The sequence below is a fragment of the Macellibacteroides fermentans genome, assembly GCF_013409575.1.
GTDB lineage: Bacteria > Bacteroidota > Bacteroidia > Bacteroidales > Tannerellaceae > Macellibacteroides > Macellibacteroides fermentans.
The window spans coordinates 507,046-530,893 of record NZ_JACCCY010000001.1; the positions used below are offsets into that span (position 1 = coordinate 507,046).

Sequence of the window (23,848 nt, forward strand, 5' to 3'; positions counted from 1 at the left end):
GGTTGCTATTAAGTGGTTGTCAATAGCCAGGTCTTTTGGGTAAGTCTCAAAATTAGCAATGGCATTGGTTACGGCTTCAATAAGGTCTTTGCTGTCTTACTATTTTTAGTTTGTTTCATAAATATGGCCCGTGGACTTTCGGGCAGTTCGGGCAATAGTTTTTCAATTTCGTCCAGACAGTCGATCGCCCGAAGCAATCGTATGAAAGAGGAGAAGGTGATTCCGGTGGAAGAGCCATTCTCGAAAGAGCTTATGGTGAAGACACTCAATCCGGATTTTTCGGCAACTTCTTTTTGAGTATACCCCATCCGCTTGCGGTAGTCGCTGTACCGTTTACCAAGCTCACGGATTATTTCAAATCCGGACTTTTCATAAATATCGCTGTACATATGCTCAATATTAGATTTACAAATATAGATAAATCTATAATAACATCAAATATATAGCATAAAATATAGATATTTCAATAGTGAGATCATTAATAACGTCTTCCTGAACAAATCTTTTAAAAAGGTAGTTATTATTGTATAGAATACATGAATTAATAGTATATCCCATTGATTACTATCACATTATTAATATTTTTTTATACGATTTTTTAATGTTTTACTAAACGTTTTGGGATCTTACTTTGTTTTTATATTAAGTAAGCAGAATGTTAACATTCCACTTGCATTTATATTGAAGTTTTTTTTATACTAAATAGTGTTCGCTGACCCTGGTTCGAGAGAATAAGGTTTGGATTTTAATTACATAAGCCGGTCTTACTCTCTAAGACCGGCTTTCTTTGTTTAGATCACTTTTCTGATACTATATAATTTACACACGCAAAGAGCCCGGCTCTTGTAAGTCGGGCTCTCTTTTATTTTATCAGAATCCAAAGTAGTTTTTAGCATTGTAGTAGGATATGTTTTCTACCATCTGCTCTACGAAAGGCAGCTCGGATACGGGTATCTCACCCGCTTCAATTTCGGAACCCAACAGGTTGCACAGGATACGACGGAAGTATTCGTGACGGGGGTACGAAAGGAAACTGCGCGAATCGGTGAGCATCCCTACGAAACGGCTTAGCAGGCCCAGTGCCGAAAGGGCGTTGAGCTGATTTTCCATGCCTGTTTTCTGATCCAGAAACCACCAGGCGGCCCCGTACTGCATTTTGCCGGGTACCGTACCGTCGTTGAAGTTGTAGGCGTTGGTAACCATCAGTTCGTTGTCGCGGGGATTGAGGTTGTACACAATGGTTTTGGTAAGCATTCCTTCCAGATCCAAATTACCCAGCAGACAGTTCATGGCTGCGGCCACGGGCACGTCGTGTATGGCATCGAATCCGGTATCGGGACCCAGCTGACGGTACATGCGGGGGTTGTTGTTGCGTATCGCTCCGATATGGAATTGCTGTACCCATCCCTTGCGTGCATTCATCCGTCCGAATTCGAACAGCAAAGCCGACCGGAACTTAGCTGCCTCGGCGGCAGTGGGTTCTTTCCCTTCGCGTACCTTCAGGAAAATAGCTTCTATTTCTGCCTGGGTATAGGGTTCGGCACAGAAGGTTTCGAGTCCGTGATCGGACACACAACAGCCCATCGATTCGAAGAAATCCTGACGGATCTGAAGGGCTTCCAGCAGGTTGTTATAGGAGGTGATGTTTACGTTGGCCGCTGCCTCCAGCTTATCGAGGTATTCGTTGTACACCCGGGGGCTCTCTATCGCCATGGCTTTATCGGGACGCCAGGTTGGAAGCATCTTTATACCGGTTTCATTATCACGGTGTTGTTTGTGATATTGAAGGGAGTCGATGGGATCGTCTGTGGTGCAGACTACCTCAACGTTCATTTGTTTCATGATGCCCAGGGCTCTGAATTCGGGAAGCTGAAGCTTGGCCGTACACGCATCATATATCTCGCGGGCGGTGGTTGGATTAAGCACCTTATCTACACCGAATACGCGGCTCAATTCAAGGTGCGTCCAGTGATATAGCGGATTACGAAGGGTATAGGGCATGGTTTCTGCCCACTTCATAAACTTTTCGTAAGATGGTTTGGATCCGGTGATGTACTCTTCCGGAACGCCGTTGGCACGCATGGCCCTCCATTTATAATGGTCGCCTCCCAACCAGATCTCGGTGAGATCTGCAAATCCATAGTTTTCGGCTACTTGCTGCGGATTAAGGTGGCAGTGGTAGTCGATTATCGGCATCTTGGCCGCATGATTATGGTAAAGCGCTTTCGCAGTATCCGATTTAAGTAAAAAATCGGCAGTCAAAAATGTGTTCATACAATGATAAGTTTAAGGACGAAAATATGGTAGGGCAAAGAAATGGTTTTTTATTGAGAGTTCATTGTTGAACCACATCAAAAAACTAATGAATATTAACATGCCTCCCTTTAGGAAGCGCGCAATTTCTGGTAGATGAGCAGGTCTAGCAGACGGTCGAACTTACGGGCCACCTGCTTGATACGGGCACATTCGGTATAGCCGCATTTCTCGAAAAGGCGTACGCTGGCTGTGTTCTCGCCGGTGATAAGGGCCACGATGTTATGGAATCCAGCCTCCCAGATGCGGGGCTCGAACTGTTGCATGGCAGCATATCCGATGCCTTTACCTCCGGCTGAAGGTGTGAGGTAGACGGTTATCTCGACGGTTACGTCGAATGCTTCCTTGGGTTTGAATTTGGAAATGTAGCAAAAGCCGCACCGCTGGTTGTTGGCATGAATGGTATAGGCCAGGTAACGGGGGTCGCCCAGACGGATGTTTTCGCCCAGCTCACTGATGGTTAAGGGATGCAGGTAGAATACGGCGGTAGAATGGAGTATATAGTAATCGTATACCTCTTTTACAAATTCAAGATCGGCCGGGGTCATCTCTTTCAATTCTACGTTTTCCATATTTTTAATTGGTACTTGTTAATAATGAGCACAAAAATAGTATAAAAGGGAATGCTTTAAAGGATGGGAATGTAAAAATATGAAAAGAAAAGCTAAGAAGAGAGAAGGGCGTAGGATAAGAAAAATTTAATTCTTATGTTTGTATTCATGAAAAAATATCGGAAAAACATACTTTGTTTAATCTCTTGCTCTGCGTTGTTGTTGTTCAGTTCCTGTTCCACTCAATTCTCCCGCTTTCAAAAGCAAGAAGTTTCGCTGGCGGCCTACACTCCGAAGGTGGTTCTGCCTGCGCAGAATATTCCGCTTCCGGCAACCGATTTTAGTTTTTGCATGCCTAAAGCTGCGCTCGAACCCATTGTGGATCCGCGGATTGAGATTACCCAAACGTTTTCTCCCAGAGAGATAAATCACCTGGTGGCTCATGATCCGGCCTTGTTCAAGAGTGGCAACAAACATACCATCAACCTGGATCTGATTGCCGACGAGGATTTTGCTTTTCCGTTGCCCGGGGCCAAGGTGATTTCGCCTTATGGAGGAAAACGGCGCGGACATACTGGCGTGGATATTAAAACCGTTCCCAACGACACGATCCTGTCGGCCTTCGATGGCGTGGTAAGGATGTCCAAACCCTACGCTGCCTACGGAAATGTAATTGTGGTACGTCATTATAACGGTCTGGAGACCGTATACAGTCATAATTCCAAAAACTTCGTTAAATCCGGCGATATCGTAAAAGCGGGTCAGCCAATAGGTCTGACCGGTCGTACCGGCAGAACCACTACGGCACACCTGCATTTTGAGACACGCATAAACGGACAGCATTTCAACCCCAACATCATCTTCAATCTAAAAGAGCGATGCCTCCAGCGCAAACGTATTGTTTGTACAAAAACGTCTGGTGGAAGCATTGCTGTGAGATACGTAAGTTAACGCTGTTCAATCCGAATCGCGTTTTTCTTTTTAGTTTACATCCGTAATTACGGTTGCATGGTTTGCTTTGCTCAGCACGTAAGCCGACGGGGTTGGGTTTTGCGGATCCAGTCCTCTGGCCAGGGCTTCTATCACCGGGGCTTTGGATGCTCCGATAACAGGAATCAGCAAAGGAGTGTCGTTCAGCAGAACGGGTCCCGTAAGCGTTACGCGTGTTTGTCCCGATACGGGATGTACAGCGGTTGTTACGGTTTCCTTTGCAGTAAGCAAGGCCAGGTTACCTGGAAATATGGATGCGGTGTGCATATCGCCTCCCACTCCCAGCATGATGCAATCGAAACGGGGCAATCCGTTTACCTTGGGTAGCTGCTTTTCTAAAAGGGTGGCGTAGCGTGCTGCTTCGGCTACAGGATCAACCTCTCCCTTCATACGGAATATGTGTTCATCCGGAATTTGCAAGGGATCAAAAAGGAGTAATTTGGCTTGTCCGTAGTTGCTTTCGCTGTCGGCCGGAGGTACGCAACGCTCGTCCACCCAATAGAATCTGAGCTGTTTCCAGTCAATTTTATCTTTGTAGGCATCCACCCAAAGTTTGAAAAGGTTTTTGGGTGTATCGCCTCCCGAAATGGCCAGGTGAAAAGGTCCGGGCCTGGCACTCATAAGGTCGGCAAGCAACCCGGTGAGACCTTCCAGGGCCTCTGCACTAGTCTTGTATCTTTTTATTTCCATTATTCAATCTGTTGTTTACTGTAACAAATACAGGGACGAGGTAATACCTTGAGGGGTTTACGCTCTTTGGGTCCCTTGGTTCCGGGTGTGTAGGGATACAGGTTCTGATCGCCTGATTCCTTCCAGTGTGCCAGAATGGGGTCGATAAACTTCCAGCTTGCCTCCAAAGCGTCGCTACGGGCATACAGGGTGGAATCACCCAGCATGGCATCCAGCAACAAGCGCTCGTAGGCGTCTGGCAGGTAGACTTTCGACAATGATTCGTACTTAAAGTCCATGCTTACCTGTTTTACTTCAAATCCGGCACCTGGCATCTTTAGTCCGAACTGAAGGGAGATACCTTCGTTGGGCTGGATGGCAATGGTAAGCTTGTTGCAGGAGGTACCGGAGCACTGACCGCTGAAAAGCTGGTTGGGTGTGGATTTAAAGTTGATTACGATCTCCGACTTCTTCTCATCCAGCTTCTTGCCTGTACTCAGGTAGAAGGGCACACCGCCCCACCGCCAGTTGTCGATGAAAAACTTCATGGCAACGTAGGTTTCCGTAGTGGAAGTGGGCGACACCTGCGGCTCCTGACGGTATCCCTCGTATTGCCCGCGTACCACGTTAAGGTCTATCTCGGCTGACTTGTAGGGACGCAGTGAACGGAACACCTTTACAATCTCGTCGCGCAAAGGTTCGGCTTCGAACACGGCGGGCGACTCCATGGCGATAAAGCCCATCAGTTGCATCAGGTGATTCTGTATCATGTCTCGCATGGCCCCGGAGCCTTCGTAATATTTACCACGGTTTTCCACTCCCAGGGTTTCGGAGACCTTTATCTCTACAGAATCTACGTAGTTACGGTTCCACAGGGGTTCGAAAATCCCGTTGGAGAACCGCAGCACCAGGATGTTCTGTACGGTTTCCTTTCCCAGGTAATGGTCGATGCGGTAAATCTCTTTTTCATCGAAGATACTCATCAACTTTTTGTTAAGCGCGCGCGCTGTCTCCAGACTCGTACCGAAGGGTTTCTCGATGATAACCCGTCGCCATCCCTCGGGAGTAGCGGCTACATTCATCCCGTTTTCCTGCAGATACTGAGGAATCAGGTCGTACATCTGCGGTGGAGTAGCCAGGTAATACATTACCTTATCCGGCAGATTCAGAGCAGTTTGCTTCTCTGTGATGCGATCCTTTAGTTTATAATAGTCGGAGCTCTTGCCCGAATCGAAGCTTACATAGCAGATATGCTCCAGAAAAGCGTCGATATCGCCGGGTTTAAGTTCTTTACCTTTCTGCGAATGCTCCAGGTTTTCACGCTGTATGTTACGGAATTCCTCGTCGGTATACTCGGTACGCGCCGCACCCATCACACACAACTTCTCGGGAAGCAGGTCCCGTTTATGCAGTTCATACAACGAAGGGATCAGCTTGCGGCCTGTAAGGTCGCCCGAGGCTCCGAAAATAACAATAAGCTGACTGTCTACTTTTTCGTTCATAGGTTCCCTCCTCTTTTATACATTATAATTTCCCGAATGCGTAGATCCGCCTTTACCGGTCCAGTCGGTATGGAAAAACTGTCCCCTCGGACTGTCGGTTCGTTCGTAGGTATGTGCTCCGAAGTAGTCGCGCTGCGCCTGGATAAGGTTGGCCGACGAGTTCAAGGTGCGTAGTCCGTCGAAATAACTGAGGGCCGATGCCATGGCAGGGATAGCCACTCCCGAAGCAAACGCGGCAGATACCACTTTACGCCAGGCCGACTGGGAGTTTTCGATCTTTTGTTTAAAGAATGGATCGAACAGCAGATTCTCGAGTTCCGGATTGTGTTGGTAGGCTTCTGTAATCTTACCGAGGAAGGCCGAACGTATGATACATCCCTTACGCCATATCTGGGCAATGGCTCCGTAGTTCAGGTTCCATTTATAAGATGCGGAAGCACGGCTCATCAGAGAGAATCCCTGTGCATAAGAGATAATTTTAGATGCGTACAAGGCATCACGGATATCGTTGGTAGTTAACGCAGCAACCTCCTCTCCTTGTCCGGGATACAAGGCGGATGCTTTTTGTCTTTCGCTCTGTAAGCCGGATAGCATACGTGCATACACGGCTTCGGTTACCAATGTAAGCGGGTCGTTCTGGTCCATGGCAGCCATGGCACTCCACTTACCCGTTCCTTTTTGTCCGGCTACATCCAGAATGGAATCCACCAGATAGGTACCGTCCGCCTGCTTGAAGCGCAGGATGTTGGCGGTAATCTCGATCAGGAAGCTATCCAGATCGCCTTTGTTCCAGTTGTCGAACACGGTGGCAAGCTGTGCGTTGTCTGATTCTTTTCCGGCTCTGAGCAACGAGTAGGCTTCGGCTATAAGTTGCATGTCGCCATATTCGATGCCGTTGTGCACCATCTTTACAAAGTGGCCTGCCCCTCCGTTACCAATCCATTGGCAGCAGGGTGTACCGTCTTCCAGCTTGGCGGCGATGGACTGAAGCAGTTCCTGTACCAAAGGCCAGGCCTTGGCTGAACCGCCGGGCATGATGGAAGGACCGTTAAGTGCACCCTCCTCTCCTCCTGAGATTCCGGACCCGATAAAATAGAATCCTTTCTGTTCCACCTCTTTTACCCGGCGTTCGGTGTCGTTAAAGTCGGAGTTACCTCCATCAATAATCACATCACCCGGCGAAAGAAAAGGTACCAGTTGCGAAATAAGTTCGTCTACGGGAGAACCGGCTTTTACCATCATCATTATTTTTCGGGGAGCACGGATGGAGTTAACGAATGCCTGAATGTTATTTGAGCCGATAAATTTTTTGTCTTTACCTCTTCCATTCACAAAACGATCAACAACTCCCTCTTCTCCGGGTGCGCTACGATTATATACAGCTACTTTATACCCCTTGCTTTCCATGTTCAATGCAAGGTTTTCGCCCATAACTGCCAACCCGATCAATCCTACATCTGCTAATTCCATATATCTTTATTTTTAGTTAAAAACTTTTTTCATGTACTTAGAACAATTACATTTGTTCAATTGTTTGATAGATTCTCTTTATTAGTAAGTAAAATAAAATTATTAGCCGAATTTTTATATTTCCACTAAACATTATTGGCGGGTTAATAGTTCTATAGGTGCAACAAAAAAACAGACATGGATATACCATTTAAACCAATTACCCTTGACGACAGGGGTATTATACAATCTTTCACCCTTCCGGGGGATTATCGTAATTGTGATTTTTCTTTTTCTAATATGTGCAGCTGGCGCTTTCTTTACAAAAGTGAGTACGCGGTTGTTGACGGCGAGTTGTTGATCCGTTTCTGGATTGAAGACGGAACCCGTATTGCCTACATGTGTCCGATAGGCAAAGGGGATTTGAAGAAGTCGGTCGAGCTGATAGAGCAAGATTCGCTGGCTAACGGACATCCCTTGTGTATGCTGGGTATTACGCCTGCTGCCAAAGAGAATCTGGAGGTGCATTTCCCCAACGAATTGGTTTACCTGCCCAACCGAGACTACTACGATTATATTTACCTGAGGGAGGATCTTACTTCGCTTAAGGGGAAAAAATTTCAGTCCAAGCGGAATCACATCAATAATTTTAAGAAACAGAATCCCGATTACGAGTATCTTCCCATTACGCCAGATCTGGTTCCGCATTGCCTCCGACTGGAACATAAGTGGTTTAAAGCCAATGATCCGGATACGGATGGCGACGATCTGACTTACGAACGCAGGTCGCTTACCTATGCATTGCAGAATTTTGAGGCGCTGGGACTGACGGGTGGTGCTATCAGGGTTGGTTCAGAAATTATAGCATTCTCCTTTGGATCGCCCATTAATCATAATACCTTTGGGGTGCATGTGGAAAAGGCGGATGTAAATTACCAGGGTGCCTTTACGATTATTAACCAGGAATTTGCTTCACGCATTCCGGAGCAATATACATACGTGAACAGAGAAGAGGATTTAGGATTACCGGGCTTGCGACAAGCCAAGTTATCTTATAATCCGGTATTTCTGCTTGAAAAGAATGTAGTGATAAAGAAACCGGCCAACGGACAATAAATAGTTGTTTGATTCGGCAGCACGATATTACCTATTGACGGGCTGAACGTGACCAACGGAGAATAAATTATTGTTTGTTTCAACCGGTAAGCAACTATGTAATCGGAGATGTACGGCAACCTCCTATCGAAATTGCAAGACTATTAAAATAAATTGATGAAGGATATAGAACAATTAAAGTCGTTATGGAAATCGCTTTTTGGTGATACGGAAGCGTTTATTTCTCTTTTCTTCCACGAGGTAGTACGTGAGGAAAACATCCGTGTGCTGGAAGAAAAGGGATGTATCTTATCGGCTTTATATATGTTGCCCTATCCGTTTCGGATATGGAACCAGGAGGTTACAGCTTCTTATATATCAGGTGCTGGTACCCTCCCCGAAGCACAGGGACGGGGATTGATGCGTAGCTTGCTGATCGATTCATTCAAAGAGATGGAGCGCCGTCAGATACCGTTATCAATTCTAATCCCTGCCGAACCGTGGCTTTATGGTTTTTATGAGAAGAGTGGTTATGTAACGGTTTTCGCCTATAATCAGCAGGTTTATCCGCCCAAAGAGCAACGCTTTGTATCGGCTACAGACAGAACATCTACTTCATCCGTAGGTTTTCCGCCCAAAGAGCAACGCTTAGGGGAAGATGATTTGCAGTGTGGAGAAGAAACTCTACAGTGCGGTGAAAATGGGCTAAAACATGGTAAAGATGCCCTTGTTATGGAACAGTATTCCATTAGTGATCTGGGAGACTCTTTTTTGCAAAAGAGAGAGGATCTTATGGATGCTTGTTTTTCCTATTTTGATCAACGGTTAAGGGAACGTAACGCTTGTATATTACATCCCTATGCCAACTTCCGGACTATTGTGCATGACTATGCCATTTCCGATGGGAAGATATGGGTGGCGTTAAACAGTAAACATATTCCGGTCGGCATCATTTTTACGGTACCTGCCGGTGGTTCTTCTTTTGTTGCCAAAGAGTTGGTGGCTGACAGCGAAGAGGTGAAGGAGGCTTTACTTCGCACAGCTTTAAATCACTACCATGCCTCCTCCGGGATATATCGTACGGTAGTATCCAATACCTCCTCAGAAGAAGGACAAACTATTCCATTCGGGATGGCCCGGATTATTGATGCTAATAAAATGCTGTGCATGTGGGCAGCCGTAAACCCGGAAAGGCGGCTGATCATTCATTTGTCTGATCCGCTGCTGACCAACAACAACGGTTCTTATATAATTGAGAACGGGAAATGTTTCAAAACAACAGACAACGAAGGTATCCAGACCGAAAGGAATTATTCCTTTCAAAAAGGAATAATAAATAAACCAGGCATTACAAATGACAGAATTGATGCATCACCATGCAACACCACTGAAGGATATGCAATGATGCAACATAGTGAAGATACAAAAACCGGGGGTGATGGGACTCCGGGCGACTACTACTTAGAAACAGATAAAGAGGCTTTCGAAACGCTAACGATGGACATAGGGCAACTGGCCCACTTCATCATCTATCCGGAATATCCTTTTATGAGTTTGATGTTCGACTAACTGATCTACTGAAGGATATACGTAAGATACTTGGGAGATTTCTGGTAGTTATTTGGTAATTATAAGGATAGAATATCTTCATAGCAGATTGTACTCTGGTACTATGAATGAATTCAGAATCTCTAACGTAGGATAGAATATCTCCATAGCAGATTGTACTCGTTTGAATACTTTTGAATTCGTTTAAATCTGTTTGAATACATTCATACCGGGCAAACAAGAAAAAAGGAGGGTGTGTCAAAACAAAGTAATTGGCACATCCTCTTTCTTTTTTGTTTCGTTTTTCAAAAAAGCTTCAAGCCGCCCATTTTGGATTGATTTTTCTTTCGATTCGATTTTGATCGCTTATCACCTCATAAAACGCTGTTTTCAGAGTAATTTTCCTGTTATAAAAGCCCTTTGATATCCCTTTAGCTGCTTTTGCACACATCTTTTTTATGTTGAAGGCTATGGCAAAGAAGGCAAAGTCCATGGTGACTTTGTCGAGTCCGAAGTGACGGAATCGACGGTATGCCATATTGTATTTCATTTGTCCGAAAACGGCTTCTGGTTCTATAGGTCGTTTGGATCGGTGTTCAAGTCCCTCATCCGAGATCAGCTTCTCACGGGCTTTGCGTTTATATTCCACGAGTCTGCGGTTAACTTCGATGGAGCGATTCCCCTTGGCTTTGAAGCATCCGGTCCGAAGAGGGCATCCTTCGCATCTTGCTGCCCTGTAGCGATGTGATTCGGTAATATATCCGCTAGCTGTCCTTCCATGAGTCTTACCCACAAAGGTCATATGCTGCCCCATGGGGCAAACATAGTAATCATCTTTGGCATTATAATATAAATTATCCACCAGAAAAGGATTATTCTTAAACGAACGCTTCTGCTCTTTGTGGAACCAGTTGTATTTTACAAAACACTCTATATCATGTTCTTCCATAAAACGATAATTCTCCTCCGATCCATAACCGGAGTCGGCAACGGCTTTGCCGGGAAGCCGGTTGTAACGTCCGGAAAACGAGCTAAGGAAAGGTATAAGGGTTAATGTGTCTGTAGGGTTGGGGAACAGGGAAAAGTCGGTGATGAATTGGTTCTCTGTCCCGATTTGTAAGTTGTAGCCGGGTTTGGTCTGGCCGTTGTTCATCGCATCCTCTTTCATGCGCATAAAGGTGGCTGAAGGATCACATTTGGAATAAGAATTACGATCCCCGAGTGTTTGCAGATGCTGGTCATATTCGGCAAGCTTATCGCCGTGCTTCTCTAACTCTTTTATCTCTTTCTCCCTTGCCCGACGGGCTTTTTTCTCTTCCCTGGTCCTGGCTGCGGGTTGCTCTGCCAGCGCCTCCTTCAACTCCCGGGCAAGATCGGAGATGGCTGCCGGAGTAAACGCCACGGATTGATTCTCTGCTGCTTTATCCTGGGCGATCGTTTCATCAATCTGTTCAAGTAGGATTCTTATTTTATCGAGAAGTTTGTCCCGGTTCTTCTCCACACTTTTGCGCCAGACGAAGGTATATTTGTTGGCTTTGGATTCAATCTTTGTCCCATCAATGTATTCCACATCCAGACTCACATAGCCTTTACCGGCAAGAAGAAGCACTAGTTGGGTGAAAATCTGGTTAATCTCATGCTTTACCCGATTACGAAAACGGTTGATCGTAATAAAGTCTGGTTTCTCATACCCGGCAAGCCAGATATAATGGATGTCGCGAAGAAGCAGCTTCTCAATCTTGCGACAGGAATAAACGTTGTTCATGTAGGCGTAGATAATCACCTTGAGCATCATCTGCGGATGATAGGGACTACGACCATATTCTTTATAAAGAGCCTTAATCTTATCAAGATCAAGATTATCAACCAGGGCATTGACAACCCGGACAGGGTCATCTTCAGCAATATCTTCATCAATCCGGCTCGGAAAAAGAAGCGTTTGGTTGGATATATACGGGCGAAAATGTAACTTTGTCATATGAATTTTGAAAACCTAAAGTTACAAAAACTCTAGGAAATAGCAAAGGCCGAGCTTGGGAAAGTTCGACCTTTGTGCATAAAACGAGGGTGTGCCTATTTTGACACACCCTCCTCTGTTATAATTGATTTTATAAACGTACGTTACTTAACAAACGGACGAATTAGGTAAGAGAAGCTGTACTTCTTATCCATCAATCTGTACTTATCCATCGGGCGGGCACCCCAGCTGGTATCACCACCCAAACCACGTTGCTGCAAGTCGATATTTACGGCAACAAGATCGCGACGGTCGATATCGGAGATATGCTGCTGCTTTTTAGTCAGACCCGGATCAAAGTCTTCGTCAAAATTATGACGGGCTGTAAAGTTGATGGGCTGACCAACAGCTTCAATCTGTACACCCACACCTTCGGGGTTCACGAAGCTTACCTTGCGAATATCGGCACGGTTACCGTTTTCCTGGGGACGAATGTAATTAAAACCAAGGTCTTTCACCTTCGCATCGTAACGACCTACAAAAGAGGCACGTTTACGATCCCAGTAATTTTCCAACGGACCGCGACCGTAATATGAAACCTGGTCGAACGACTCGGGCAATTGCATTTTCATACCGAAGCGTGGTAGTTCCGGCAATTCCTTTGTACCCATATCCATGCTTCCGGTTACCTCAACAGCTCCGTCGTTACGGATAAAGTAGCTCATTGTATAATCTACATCCAGGTAAGCGATCTTGAATTTGCAAACCACCTCTACTCCATCAGCCGTCTGGTCTTTTACCTCTGCCGAAACAAGGTTGCGGATTTCGCCTGCCGTACGCCAAACATTGGTACGATGTTGCAGATTTTCGCCAAAGTCGTTATCGGTCGGTGCACGCCAGAAATTAGGAACAGGTGCAGAAGTAAGCAATGTCTTGCCATCCTTTTTATATGAAGTAAGCAATCCACGCTGCAAGCTGATTGTACCCTGTACAGATCCACTTTCAAACTTCAGATCCTTGTCGTCTTTAGATATTTTCAAGGTGCCGTCGGCCTTACGATTAACTTCAAAATAGTTACTAGCAGGCAGCTGAAGCTGTTCGGAAGCCACAACGTGTCCTACCGGAACCAGTTCTGTTCCCTCTTTCTCCAAAGCACAAACATTCAGGAAGTACTCTTCGCCGGCTTTAGGAGTGTATGAAGGCAAGTTGATGGTAACCGGAGTAACCGAACCGGGTTTACCGGCAGCGTTAAATGTTCCCGTAGCCACTACTTTGTCATTTACCTGGAAAGACCACTGGTAGTTGTATCTGCTCAGGTCGGTAAACTGGAAATGATTCACCAGCTTGATCTTACCCTTCAGCAAATCGTCTGCCTCAAAGTAGATACCCTGGTATGTCTTCTTCACCTCAATCAATCCCGGATGAGGGGTACGGTCGGCACTGATCAAACCATTCGCACAGAAATTCTCCTGGTGTACCCATCGGTCGCCACCCATATCTCCTCCATAATAGAAGTATTTTCTTCCATTAGGATCGGTTGCTTCCATACCCTGATCAACCCAGTCCCAGATAAAACCACCCTGCAAATTAGGCGATTTCAGAATAATATCCCAGTATTCCTGAAAGTTACCAGTACTGTTACCCATAGCATGCGCATACTCACAAAGAATCCACGGACGGTTGGTGTCTTTACGGTCGGCATAAGCCTGTAAGCGCTGGGGTGAAGTATACATCCAGGCAATAATATCAGTATACTGGTTTTCATCGGCACGTTCACACTGAACCGTACGTGACGGGTCGCGTTGTTTCATCCAGTTGTATGTTTCAATATAGTTAGGTCCGAAATCACTTTCGTTACCGGTAGACCATCCGATGATAGACGGGTGGTTTTTATCGCGTTCAACCATGCGGATGGTGCGATCCATGTGCTGACCTAACCATTCTTTTATGAACGACGGGTGACGTGAACGGTCGAATCCGTCCAATCCGTGTACTTCAATATTGGCTTCGTCAATTACGTACAGTCCGTATTGGTCACATAATTTGAACATCTCAATGCTCTGAGGATAGTGACTCATGCGAATAGCGTTGATGTTGTTCAGCTTCATCAGGCGGATATCTTCGATACGGGTAGCCTGATCCACTGTGTGACCGGTTTTAGGATGATGTTCGTGGATATTTGTTCCGCGGATGATAATAGGAGTTCCGTTGATCCAAACCTGACCGTTTTTCATCTCTATCTTACGGAAACCGGTCTTCGCAGCGGTAAACTCGGCCGTTTTACCTTGTGCATCCTTTAAGGTTACGGTAAGATTGTATAAATTGGGGTATTCTGCACTCCATAACTTGGGACTAGCAACCGATTGCTTGAAGGAAACTTTCTGTTCTCCCTTAGCTGCGATAGAAGGAACACCAAGTGTTTTGGTGAAAACCGTCTTTCCGGCTGCATCCGTTAAACCTACTACAACCGAATAACCTGCAGCAGCTGCATCGTTAAAGTTGCGTACGTTTACATCCATCGAAAAGATACCATTCTTGTAGCTTTTGTCCAGATCGCCCACGGCAAAGAAATCTTCCAACGACACTTTGGGACGAGAAATCAGATACACGTCACGTTCGATACCAGCCAGACGCCAGAAGTCCTGATCTTCAAGATAGGAAGCGTCGCTCCATTTGAACACCTCTACGGCAAGCTGATTTTTGCCTGTTTTAAGATACTTCGAAATATTAAATTCGGCAGCTGTCTTGGATGCCTTGGAATATCCTACCCTTTCGCCATTTACCCATACAGTGGCAGCTCCGGCGATAGATTCAAAGTGCAGAATAGTTTCGCGTCCGTTCCATCCGGCAGGCACGGTAAAAGTAGTACGGTATGAGCCGACGGGCACATCTTCGTTATCCTGGTAAGGAGGATTGTGAGGGAAGATATAGGGTACATTGGTATATACCGGAATACCGAATCCTTCCATCTCCCAGTTGGAAGGAACCTTGATATCGCTCCAATCGTTATCACAATAGGTGGTTTTATAAAAGTCTAACGGACGTTCGGATGGTTTTACACTGAACTTAAACCGCCATGTTCCGTTTAGCGAATGTACAAACGGAGTTTTGAACTTATCACCCGTCAGGGCCAGTTCCGACTTCTGATAAGGAACAAAAGTTGCGCGCGCCTTTTCTACATTTTCATTTACCAGCGTAGGATTCTCCCAGAAATTGGTCTGACCCTGCATGCAAACAAAAACGAATAGCGCACAAAAAAAGAAAGCTACTCTTCTCATAAAATTGTTAGTAATGGAGTTATTAATAATTAGGTAATAATTTATGGTTCCCATTTTATGGTCAACAAATATATATAAAATCAATTAAATAAAGCAATTTTAGCAACTCTATTCATTTTTTTGTTAAAATTATTACCTATCTTTGGTATCATTAAATCAAAATGTTAGAATTATGTTCTCAAAAGAAACTTACATTGCCCGCCGTACACAACTCAAAAAAACCATCGGATCGGGGCTGTTATTATTCTTGGGTAACGAAGAATGCGGCGTAAACTACGCAGATAACACGTATCCTTTCCGACAAGATTCAACTTTCCTTTACTATTTTGGCTTATCCTATGCCGGCTTGTCGGCTGTAATCGATATCGACAACAACAAAGAGATTATTTTTGGCGACGAGCTCACCATCGATTCCATCGTATGGATGGGTCAGCAGCCCACGCTGAGCGAAAAATGCGAAAGGGTAGGCATCACCCATATGCTACCCTCAAATGCAACGGAAATATACTTGAAGGATGCCATTCAGAAAGGGCAGAAAATTCATTATCTGCCTCCTTACCGTCCCGAACATCAGCTGAAACTCTTTGCCTGGACCGGCGAACATCCGGCCGTTCAGCAAGCTTCTCTACCGTTTATCATGGCTGTGATCAACCAACGTAATTATAAGAGTGACGAAGAGGTTGCCGAAATAGAAAAGGCTTGTATTGTTACAGCCGATATGCATCTTACAGCCATGCGCACGGTTCGTCCGGGCATACTGGAAAGCGAAGTGGCTGCAGCCGTGGCCGAGGTTGCGCTGGCGGCCAACTATCAGCTATCCTTCCCCATCATAGCCACTATCAACGGTCAGACGCTGCACAATCATCATCATGGAAATAAGATTAAGAGTGGCGACCTGTTCCTGCTGGATGCCGGAGCGGAAACAGAAATGGGTTATGCAGGGGATATGACATCCACCATTCCTGCAGATGCCACCTATACCACCCGTCAGAAGGAAATTTACGATATCGTGATTGCCTCTCATGAAGCTTCTATCAAAGAACTTCGTCCGGGGGTTACCTTCGAATCGGTTTACGACACCTCTGCCAAAGTAATTGTGGAAGGCCTCAAGTCTCTGGGCTTTATGCGCGGAGATGCCGCCGAAGCTGTAAAAGCCGGAGCACATGCTCTTTTCTATCCCCATGGATTGGGACATATGATGGGACTTGATGTACACGATATGGAAAATCTGGGTGAGATTTATGTTGGACATAACGGCCAACCCAAAAGCACACAGTTTGGAAGAAAGTCATTGCGACTGGGCAGAATGCTTGAACCTGGATTTGTACACACCATCGAACCGGGTATCTATTTTATTCCCGAACTGATTGATCTTTGGAGAAGCGAACGTAAATTCGAAGAGTTTATCAACTACGAAAAGGTGGTAACCTACAAAGATTTCGGTGGTATACGTAACGAAGCCGATTACCTGATTACACCCACCGGATCACGATTGTTGGGAAAACAACTTCCTCGTACTACGGAAGAGATCGAGGCGTTGCGGTAAAGATGATAAAGATGCTGATATAACCATTTGAGCCTTGGTAATTGATGTAATCGTTGAATACAACACCAAATAGGTTCACTTGGCGTTCTTTGGATTCTTACCATAAAAGAACACCCTAAGTAAACATCATTCCCATATTAAGAGAAAATTAGAATAAAAAGAGAAGGAAGTTTCACTATCAGTGGATACTTCCTTCTCTTTTTATTCTATTCTTTATAGTTTGTGCAGGTAACTTACGATCGGCAGCCTTTACAGATTATCTTCTACACTAGATGCTGGTATTCTGTGTTTGCAAAACAGAGATTGAATAGTCCGTTACAACCCCCATTTCTTGAGGTGCAATTCCGACTCCATCTTATCTTCCACGGCATCGGGTAATTGATGAAAGAAATCAATGCCGGTCAGCTTCTCGGCTTCATCAATCGGCATGGCATATTTTTTCAAATCACTGTCTTCGTAATTCCGGTTCTCGAGAACAAACGCTACACCTTCCAGCGTAGTTCCGGTAGAATACATTAGCACTTTAAAAAACGCTTCAGGAATTCCGATACCGGTATCCCCTATCCGCTTCATCTTTTTACTGATAACCGGCCCGGTCACCACCCAAACCGACTTGTGTTTCTTAGCCCACACGCGGCATTTATTTTCAAGATCATTCCAGATACCCTGGTTCATATAGTGGTCCTGGGGACAAATATTACTGGTGTAGAAAGACTCCTTCATCGCTTGATGCGACCACTTCATATCCCCTGCCGGAGCCATGTGACCTCTGTCGTATCCGGAACGGCTGTAATCGCGGGTATCCGGTGTACCATCCAGTTCGGGATCCGGAACAAACTTATTGCTCCGTTTGCTTTTATTGCTTCCGGCCTCCTGAGCCGTCAGTTCGTAGGCTACCCAATTGGGTATACGATACGTTCTGTTGTAAGAAACGGCAAAGCTTTCGCGGGTTATAATTTCTTCGGGACGATCACTCTCCACACGAGGCATCTCAACCTCATCGGGCATACTGAAAGGGATGGTTTCGGGTTCCGAAATAACCGGAACATCCGTATTGGCAGGATCCGTCTCGGTATCTGCATACAAATCATCGGGATATCCGCTGTTCTTTTCGGTTCCTTTTTCAACTGATTCAAGCTTCTTTCCGATTGAGGAGGCATCCTGTGGAAAAATAAATTCATATCCTATCCAAAAAGCTATGAAACAGACGATAACAACACATGCAGTAACAATAATTTGTTTGATAAAATCGACAACTTGCTTCTTTTTGTTGCCTTTTCTGGTAGAGGGTTTTCTTGTCTTCTTCTTCGCCATTGTTCATCCTTTCTTTAAAACGAAGTGCAAATATAAAGACTATTTTGTATTTTTGCGCCCCAAACAGTATTTAGATGAGCATATACACACCTAAAGAACTTCCTGTTATCGCAGAGAAAACAGGAATCGACAAAGTAAATTACAGTTGGAAGAAAACCTTAACATTGGGCATGCTTGCAGGTGCCTACATAGCTATGGGGGCAACCCTTGCCGTTTTTGTAGGTTACGGTTTCCCGGGAATTTCGGAACAAAATCCGGTATTTCCCAAATTACTATCCGGATTGATGTTCCCGGTAGGACTTATGCTGGTTATCATAGCCGGGGCCGAACTCTTTACCGGCAACAATGCCATGCTGATACCGGGTTTTATGAATGGAAAAATAAAATGGCATACCGTTCTTAAAAACTGGGCATTGGTTTTTGGAAGCAACTTTATCGGGACAATCTTTTTTGCCTATCTGCTTGTACACATAACCGGCATTCTTAGTCACGCTCCGTGGCAGGAGTCAATCATACATACAGCCGTTTTAAAAACGACGCAACCCTGGCATGTAATCTTCCTGAAAGGGATTGGGGCCAACTGGCTGGTCTGTCTGGCTGTATGGCTGGGACTTACGGCCCATACCACTACTGGGAAGATTGCCGGCATCTGGTGGCCGGTGATGGCCTTTGTGGTACTGGGATACGAACACAGCATTGCCAACATGTTCTACGTCCCTATGGGTATTTTCGAAGGAGCCCCCGTTACCTGGAGCGCTTTCTTCTTTAACAACCTGATACCCTCCGCCCTTGGAAATATTGTGGGTGGGGCCGTATTTGTAGGAGGAATGTATTGGTACACCTATATAAAGCTGGAGAAAAAAGACTAAATAAAAAAGCCGCAGACCAATAAAACCTGCGGCTTTTTTTATTTTAAAATGCCAGTCCTTTCAGAAGATGAGATCCTGCCGTTACGTGGAATCGTTTACCGTTGGGAAAGTGTATCTCCGCCTTTGTTCCCGGGGGAACAACCGCATGGATTGTCATCGCTTTTCCTTTGCGGGTAATCGTAACCTCGATCAATCCGTGATGAGTGGAAACTTTGGCCGACGCATTTCCTACCGATCCCATCCGGGGAGCAATCTTAAACGTTTTGAACCCGGGAGAAGTAGGTTCGATACCGCATAAAAGCTGACTTAGAATGGTGAGCGGTCCGCCGCTCCAGGCATGGTTAATCGTACCACCGCCAAAACCATCTGCACCGATCCCCCACCCTTCAAACAAAGTGGTATAATCCTTATATCCCATCATTTTACTATAACGATCTTTCATCCGCGAAAGGGCGAAGTCGGCTTCCCCCATACGGAACAGCGCCTCCAACACATATTTTTCCATATACGGACTGGCATGATATTCTTTTTTGAACACCTGCAGCAAAGCCGGATACTTGTCGGCCGCAGCCAATCCGGAAACCACAGCCATAGCCTGCGCCCGGTCGTCGGTCTCCCCCTTATAACCGGGCGAACGATAAGCCAACCCGTTCCAGTATTTTGTATTGAAGCAAGATACAAAAGAGTTCATCATCCCTGTAAGCATACGCACATCATCCTCTTTACCCAGCATGGCAGCAAAATTTAATTCGGCTTTCAGGGCCAGGTAATACCAACAGTTGGTAAGCACTCCCATATCCACATGTTCACCCCAGTCGCCCCAATTCCAATCGCCAGAACGTTCCGTAACCAGACCATTCGCTTCGGGTTGCCAAACCTCGTGCAGGTAACGGTGCAGGCGGTCGTAAATAACAGGCACAAAGGTACTGTCGCCGCTATAAAAATACTGGGTATAAAAGCCATAGTAACCCACCGAAGCCAACATCTGCAACGGCAGTTCCCGTCCCCAGTTGACCGAAGGCACCGGCGAGAAGATCACCCCGTCCTCCCTTTGCCAGTTCATCAGTTCGTATATTCCTTTAAGAGCAAGTTTCTGTCCACGGGGATCCAGTGCGTAAAAGGCCTCGCCCAGTTCGTTCACCTCATCTCCCCACCATTGAGCCCGTTCGCGGTCCGGACAATCCATATAGGTATCACGCATGGTAACATACAGGGTACGTGCAGAACGCTTCCACAACTCGTTCAGGAAGGGGTCATCCGACGAGAAAGAACCGGCAAAATCGGCATTATAGCCTGTTTCGCGGTACTTTACATCCTTAACAACCACTCCGTCCGGAATAATGTATATCACTTCGTGACCATTCATCCAGCCCAGACTCTCGTAGGTCTGTTCTCCGGCACGGGTAACATATTCGCCACGAACGTTTTTCTCGCTTCCCCCTTCATAGTTATCGGTCAGCATACCTATGGTTTTACCGGCTTCGGCCTCCACATGTAAATAAGGGGTAACGTGGCAATTGTAGGGCAACCGGCAAAACAAGGTATCGCCGTTGGCCGACTTCCGGATTGCTTCGTACCCGCGCAATCCGTAATCTTTCCACAAAGGAATGGGGCGTGCCACCAATTTACCAAAAGGGTAAGCCTCCGCCCGGGCTAAGACAAGCGCCTGGGGCAGATTTCCTTTAAATGAAGAAAGGTGCCAGTCTTTTATCTCCTTTTGAGCATCGAAACGTATGTTACTTTCCGGTAGGCGGAAGTTGGGATGCGGAGCCGATGTATTTTCATAAGCAGTATAAAGTGTACAACGCCAGGAAGCATCGGATACCAACGAGAAAGCAGGTGATTGCGCATCAAACAACAACCCCGCCCTTCCGGTGCTGGCATGACTGAAACCGCTTTTCCCGAAATGCCAGACCAACACAGCCACCGTATTCTGTCCCGGTTTCAGCCAGGGAGCAATCTCCACCTCATCAAAGTAGGTGGCACCGGGAGCAGGTCCGCGTTTCAGTCCGCCTTCAAACACGACAAGGCTGTCGTTAATCCACATCCAATATTTTGAATCCGCAGCAATACGGGCCGTCAGTGCTGCGGGCACATCACTTAAAGTAAAGGTTTTTCGGTAAGCCAGCCATTCGTTAGTCTGACTCTGACTACGTTCTGTGCTTATCCATTGTCCTTTCCAGTCGTAAGCCATAGCAGACAACCCGAAGCACAATAACAAAAGCATTCCAAACAGTTTATTCATACTTATAGAAATTAGATTAACACTTTGTAAGCGCAAAACTAATGAAATAAGTAGAAAAACCAAGTATGAAATCTGACCTACTCCTTTTCCTTTATGATAATTAAAGCGTATTTCTGTTTTGTATCATCAATAACGATCCACAGGCGTATCCTGCATTTCCACCTCAAGCAATCCGCCCGAAACAATTTTACTGAACGGGATACGAGTGTCCTTACAGGGTTTCCCATTTAACCGGAACTGCTTAACGTACAGATTTTGTTTATTGTTATTAGCAGCCTTTATTACAAACTCATCACCTTTATAATACTTCTTGTTCAGCTTAATGGTAACCTTGTCGAACAACGTACTGCCCAGCGCAAACGAAGGCTCGGTATCAGTCAGCCCCTTTACATCAAACAGTCCCAGCGAAGCAATTACATACCAGGCACCCAGCTGACCCTGATCTTCATCCTGTCCATATCCATATCCGTGAATCCCCTCCACGCCGTAAAACTCATCCAGGATAGCCCTCACCCACTTCTGGGTAAGCGAAGGACGCCCCGCTTCGTTAAACAACCAGGAGATATGCAGACACGGCTGATTTCCATGATTGTAAAGCGTTTGTAGTCCGGCAAAAGCACCAACTTCTTTACCTCCGCTGAAAATCAACTTCCGCGAAACAGTAAAGATACTGTCCAGACGCTGGTTAAAGACATCCGCACCCACTTTGGATACCAGTCCCTTTACATCGTGAGGCACATAAAAAGTATACTGCCAGGCATTTCCCTCCTGAAAGCCTCTCCACACCTGCATAGGATCGAAGTCATCCACAAAGGCTCCGTTCGCTTTTCTGGGTCTGACAAAGTTGAGTGAGTCGTCGTAAATCCGCTCCCATCCTTTAGAAAGATCCATCAGTTTAGCGTAATCATCCGTCTTGCCCAACTGTCCGGCCCACTGAGCCACTGTCCACGCACTGTAGGCATACTCCAGGGTATGTGAAGCCGAGAACATAAAAGCCTCATCCGGACCATCACCTTTTTCCTGGTGGGGAACATAGCCATACTTTACAAACAGATCCGTATCCACCTTACCCGCACCAAGCGGGCGGTCAACGCCATCCAGCTCATTCTTCAGCGAAGCCTCGTAGGCCAGGTTCACATCGAAATCGCGGATGCCGCACTGATATGCACCGGAAAGAATGGCACTCAGCAGATTGGTTCCCACTCCGGAAACAAAACGGCTGCAGGCAATTCCATCGGCCAGCCATCCGGTATCTTTGTAAACCAGCAGGTGACTGCTGATGTAATCCGAATAATACTCCGGATAAGCCAATGCCCATACCTGAGCCAGATTCCACTGTGCACCCCAAGCTGCATCCGTGTTGTAAAAATTGTGCTTCGGCTTTCCCTTAAGCAATGGAATCTGTCCCACCGACCCATCGTTACGGGGATAAGCCCCATTCACGTCGCTTGCCAATCCACGTCCCAGCAACACATGATACAGACCGGTATAAAACTTCACCTTATCCTGGCGGTTGGGGGTTTCCACCCTGATTCTGCCCAGATACTCCTCCCATTGATCAGCAGCCTCCTGTTTCGCCTTATCGAAGGAAAGCGAAGCCGCTTCCGTCTGCAAATTCAGTCGGGCATTGGCGACCGACGTAAAGGAAAGACCTACCTTAACCGTAACAGCCTCCTGCTCTTTGGTCTGGAATGTAAGATACAGACCGGCACCCACTCCGGCCGACTCCCTGCTGCCGCTGCTCACAACCGCACCTTTAAAGGTACCGTAACCCGTAGGCTTTGCATCTGTTACAGCAGAGAAATACATAGTGACCGATGCATCCGGCTGGTATTTTTTCACATATTCGGGCAAGGTACGCACCCAACCCTCAATGCGGCCGTCGGCGGTAAGCTTCACTTCCGCATCCTCTACAGCCCCGCTCTCACCCTGACGGTTCCCGATATCAAACAGGATACGGCTCTCCTTTCCGGCAGGAAAGGTGTAACGCTGAAATGCAACCCGTGGAGTAGCCGTAAGTTCGGCTTTCACTCCGTGATCCTTCAGCAACACCGAATAATATCCGGCAGTAGCAAACTCGTCCTTGCGGTCGAAGCGGGAACGATACCCCGGAGCATTCATCTCCAGCGGGCCCGGAACAGTCACCAGCTTTCCAACAGCAGGCATTAAAACAATTCCGCCCACCTGGAATTCATGTAAACAGGGAAAACCTTCGATGGACTGATCCCGGTAATCGCAACCCGTTGCCTCCCATCCCCACTTATTACCAAGGTGACCATTGGTGGACGGAGCCGGCTTGGCCATTCCAAACGGTCGGGCACCGGGAGTAAAATGAAACCAGCGGCAATGGGCAGTCCCGATCAGCGGATCAACGTATTGTGCAAGAGAACGGGCATCAACCTTCAAACTGTTAGCAGGACTGCCGGCACCGGCAGTAAAAGGTAAAAGCCAGCTTGAAGCAGCTGCTAAAAAGGAAACAAGAAAAAGACGATTGTATTTCATAATTAGTTTATTTATCTGAT

The 23,848-nt window shown here is 46.3% G+C and carries 16 protein-coding genes; 5 read left to right on the forward strand and 11 right to left on the reverse strand.

Annotated features, from left to right (window positions below):
- Window positions 1-68: 68 nt before the first annotated feature.
- The 3 genes from F5613_RS02120 to F5613_RS02130 form a co-directional block, all read right to left on the reverse strand.
- Window positions 69-389: a helix-turn-helix domain-containing protein gene (locus F5613_RS02120; protein WP_179398494.1), complete on the reverse strand. Its 321-nt coding sequence runs from the start codon at window positions 387-389 to the stop codon at window positions 69-71.
- Between the two features lie 481 nt (window positions 390-870).
- Entirely contained in the window at window positions 871-2,274 is a 1,404-nt protein-coding gene (uxaC, locus tag F5613_RS02125; protein ID WP_179398495.1) for a glucuronate isomerase, read from the reverse strand.
- 110 nt (window positions 2,275-2,384) lie between these two features.
- Window positions 2,385-2,885 (reverse strand): GNAT family N-acetyltransferase, encoded by a 501-nt coding sequence (locus F5613_RS02130; protein ID WP_179398496.1) that lies wholly within the window; start codon window positions 2,883-2,885, stop codon window positions 2,385-2,387.
- A 330-nt stretch (window positions 2,886-3,215) separates the two neighbouring features.
- On the opposite strand from F5613_RS02130, the gene F5613_RS02135 reads away from it, so the two are divergent.
- Window positions 3,216-3,815, forward strand: coding sequence for a M23 family metallopeptidase (locus F5613_RS02135; protein ID WP_246303342.1), 600 nt, complete (start codon window positions 3,216-3,218; stop codon window positions 3,813-3,815).
- A 30-nt stretch (window positions 3,816-3,845) separates the two neighbouring features.
- Here F5613_RS02135 and pgl read toward each other — a convergent pair whose 3' ends face one another.
- From pgl to gnd, 3 genes are read right to left on the reverse strand one after another with little or no spacing between them, the layout of a single operon-like run.
- Window positions 3,846-4,544, reverse strand: coding sequence for a 6-phosphogluconolactonase (gene pgl, locus F5613_RS02140; protein WP_179398498.1), 699 nt, complete (start codon window positions 4,542-4,544; stop codon window positions 3,846-3,848).
- Window positions 4,544-6,025, reverse strand: a complete 1,482-nt coding sequence (gene zwf / locus F5613_RS02145) for a glucose-6-phosphate dehydrogenase (protein ID WP_079683859.1) — start codon at window positions 6,023-6,025, stop codon at window positions 4,544-4,546. Before zwf ends, pgl begins: the two co-directional genes overlap by 1 nt.
- A 15-nt stretch (window positions 6,026-6,040) precedes the next feature.
- Window positions 6,041-7,495, reverse strand: a complete 1,455-nt coding sequence (gene gnd / locus F5613_RS02150) for a decarboxylating NADP(+)-dependent phosphogluconate dehydrogenase (protein WP_179398499.1) — start codon at window positions 7,493-7,495, stop codon at window positions 6,041-6,043.
- A gap of 177 nt (window positions 7,496-7,672) precedes the next feature.
- Here gnd and F5613_RS02155 point away from each other — a divergent pair, with 177 nt between their 5' ends.
- Both F5613_RS02155 and F5613_RS02160 read left to right on the forward strand, forming a co-directional pair.
- A complete protein-coding gene (locus tag F5613_RS02155) occupies window positions 7,673-8,590 on the forward strand; it encodes a DUF2156 domain-containing protein (protein WP_179398500.1) in 918 nt (305 codons plus the stop codon).
- 156 nt (window positions 8,591-8,746) lie between these two features.
- Complete coding sequence (locus tag F5613_RS02160; RefSeq protein WP_179398501.1) at window positions 8,747-10,138, forward strand: GNAT family N-acetyltransferase; 1,392 nt, start codon at window positions 8,747-8,749, stop codon at window positions 10,136-10,138.
- A 295-nt stretch (window positions 10,139-10,433) separates the two neighbouring features.
- On the opposite strand, the gene F5613_RS02165 is transcribed toward F5613_RS02160, so the two are convergent.
- Together F5613_RS02165 and F5613_RS02170 are read right to left on the reverse strand one after the other, a co-directional pair.
- A complete protein-coding gene (locus F5613_RS02165) occupies window positions 10,434-12,095 on the reverse strand; it encodes an IS1182 family transposase (protein WP_246303316.1) in 1,662 nt (553 codons plus the stop codon).
- Window positions 12,096-12,238: 143 nt separating this feature from the next.
- The gene (locus F5613_RS02170; protein ID WP_179398502.1) at window positions 12,239-15,352 is read right to left on the reverse strand and encodes a glycoside hydrolase family 2 TIM barrel-domain containing protein; all 3,114 of its coding nucleotides are present in this window, start codon (window positions 15,350-15,352) and stop codon (window positions 12,239-12,241) included.
- 172 nt (window positions 15,353-15,524) lie between these two features.
- Between F5613_RS02170 and F5613_RS02175 the strand changes: the two genes are divergently transcribed.
- Window positions 15,525-16,898, forward strand: a complete 1,374-nt coding sequence (locus F5613_RS02175; RefSeq protein WP_179398503.1) for an aminopeptidase P family protein — start codon at window positions 15,525-15,527, stop codon at window positions 16,896-16,898.
- Window positions 16,899-17,213: 315 nt separating this feature from the next.
- On the opposite strand, the gene F5613_RS02180 is transcribed toward F5613_RS02175, so the two are convergent.
- Window positions 17,214-18,212 (reverse strand): DNA/RNA non-specific endonuclease, encoded by a 999-nt coding sequence (locus tag F5613_RS02180; protein ID WP_179398504.1) that lies wholly within the window; start codon window positions 18,210-18,212, stop codon window positions 17,214-17,216.
- A gap of 74 nt (window positions 18,213-18,286) precedes the next feature.
- On the opposite strand from F5613_RS02180, the gene F5613_RS02185 reads away from it, so the two are divergent.
- On the forward strand, window positions 18,287-19,081 hold the full coding sequence (locus F5613_RS02185; RefSeq protein WP_179398505.1) for a formate/nitrite transporter family protein: 795 nt from the start codon (window positions 18,287-18,289) through the stop codon (window positions 19,079-19,081).
- A gap of 43 nt (window positions 19,082-19,124) precedes the next feature.
- Here F5613_RS02185 and F5613_RS02190 read toward each other — a convergent pair whose 3' ends face one another.
- Complete coding sequence (locus tag F5613_RS02190; protein WP_179398506.1) at window positions 19,125-21,326, reverse strand: alpha-L-rhamnosidase-related protein; 2,202 nt, start codon at window positions 21,324-21,326, stop codon at window positions 19,125-19,127.
- A 126-nt stretch (window positions 21,327-21,452) separates the two neighbouring features.
- Window positions 21,453-23,828 (reverse strand): GH92 family glycosyl hydrolase, encoded by a 2,376-nt coding sequence (locus F5613_RS02195; protein WP_179398507.1) that lies wholly within the window; start codon window positions 23,826-23,828, stop codon window positions 21,453-21,455.
- Between the last annotated feature and the right edge of the window lie 20 nt (window positions 23,829-23,848).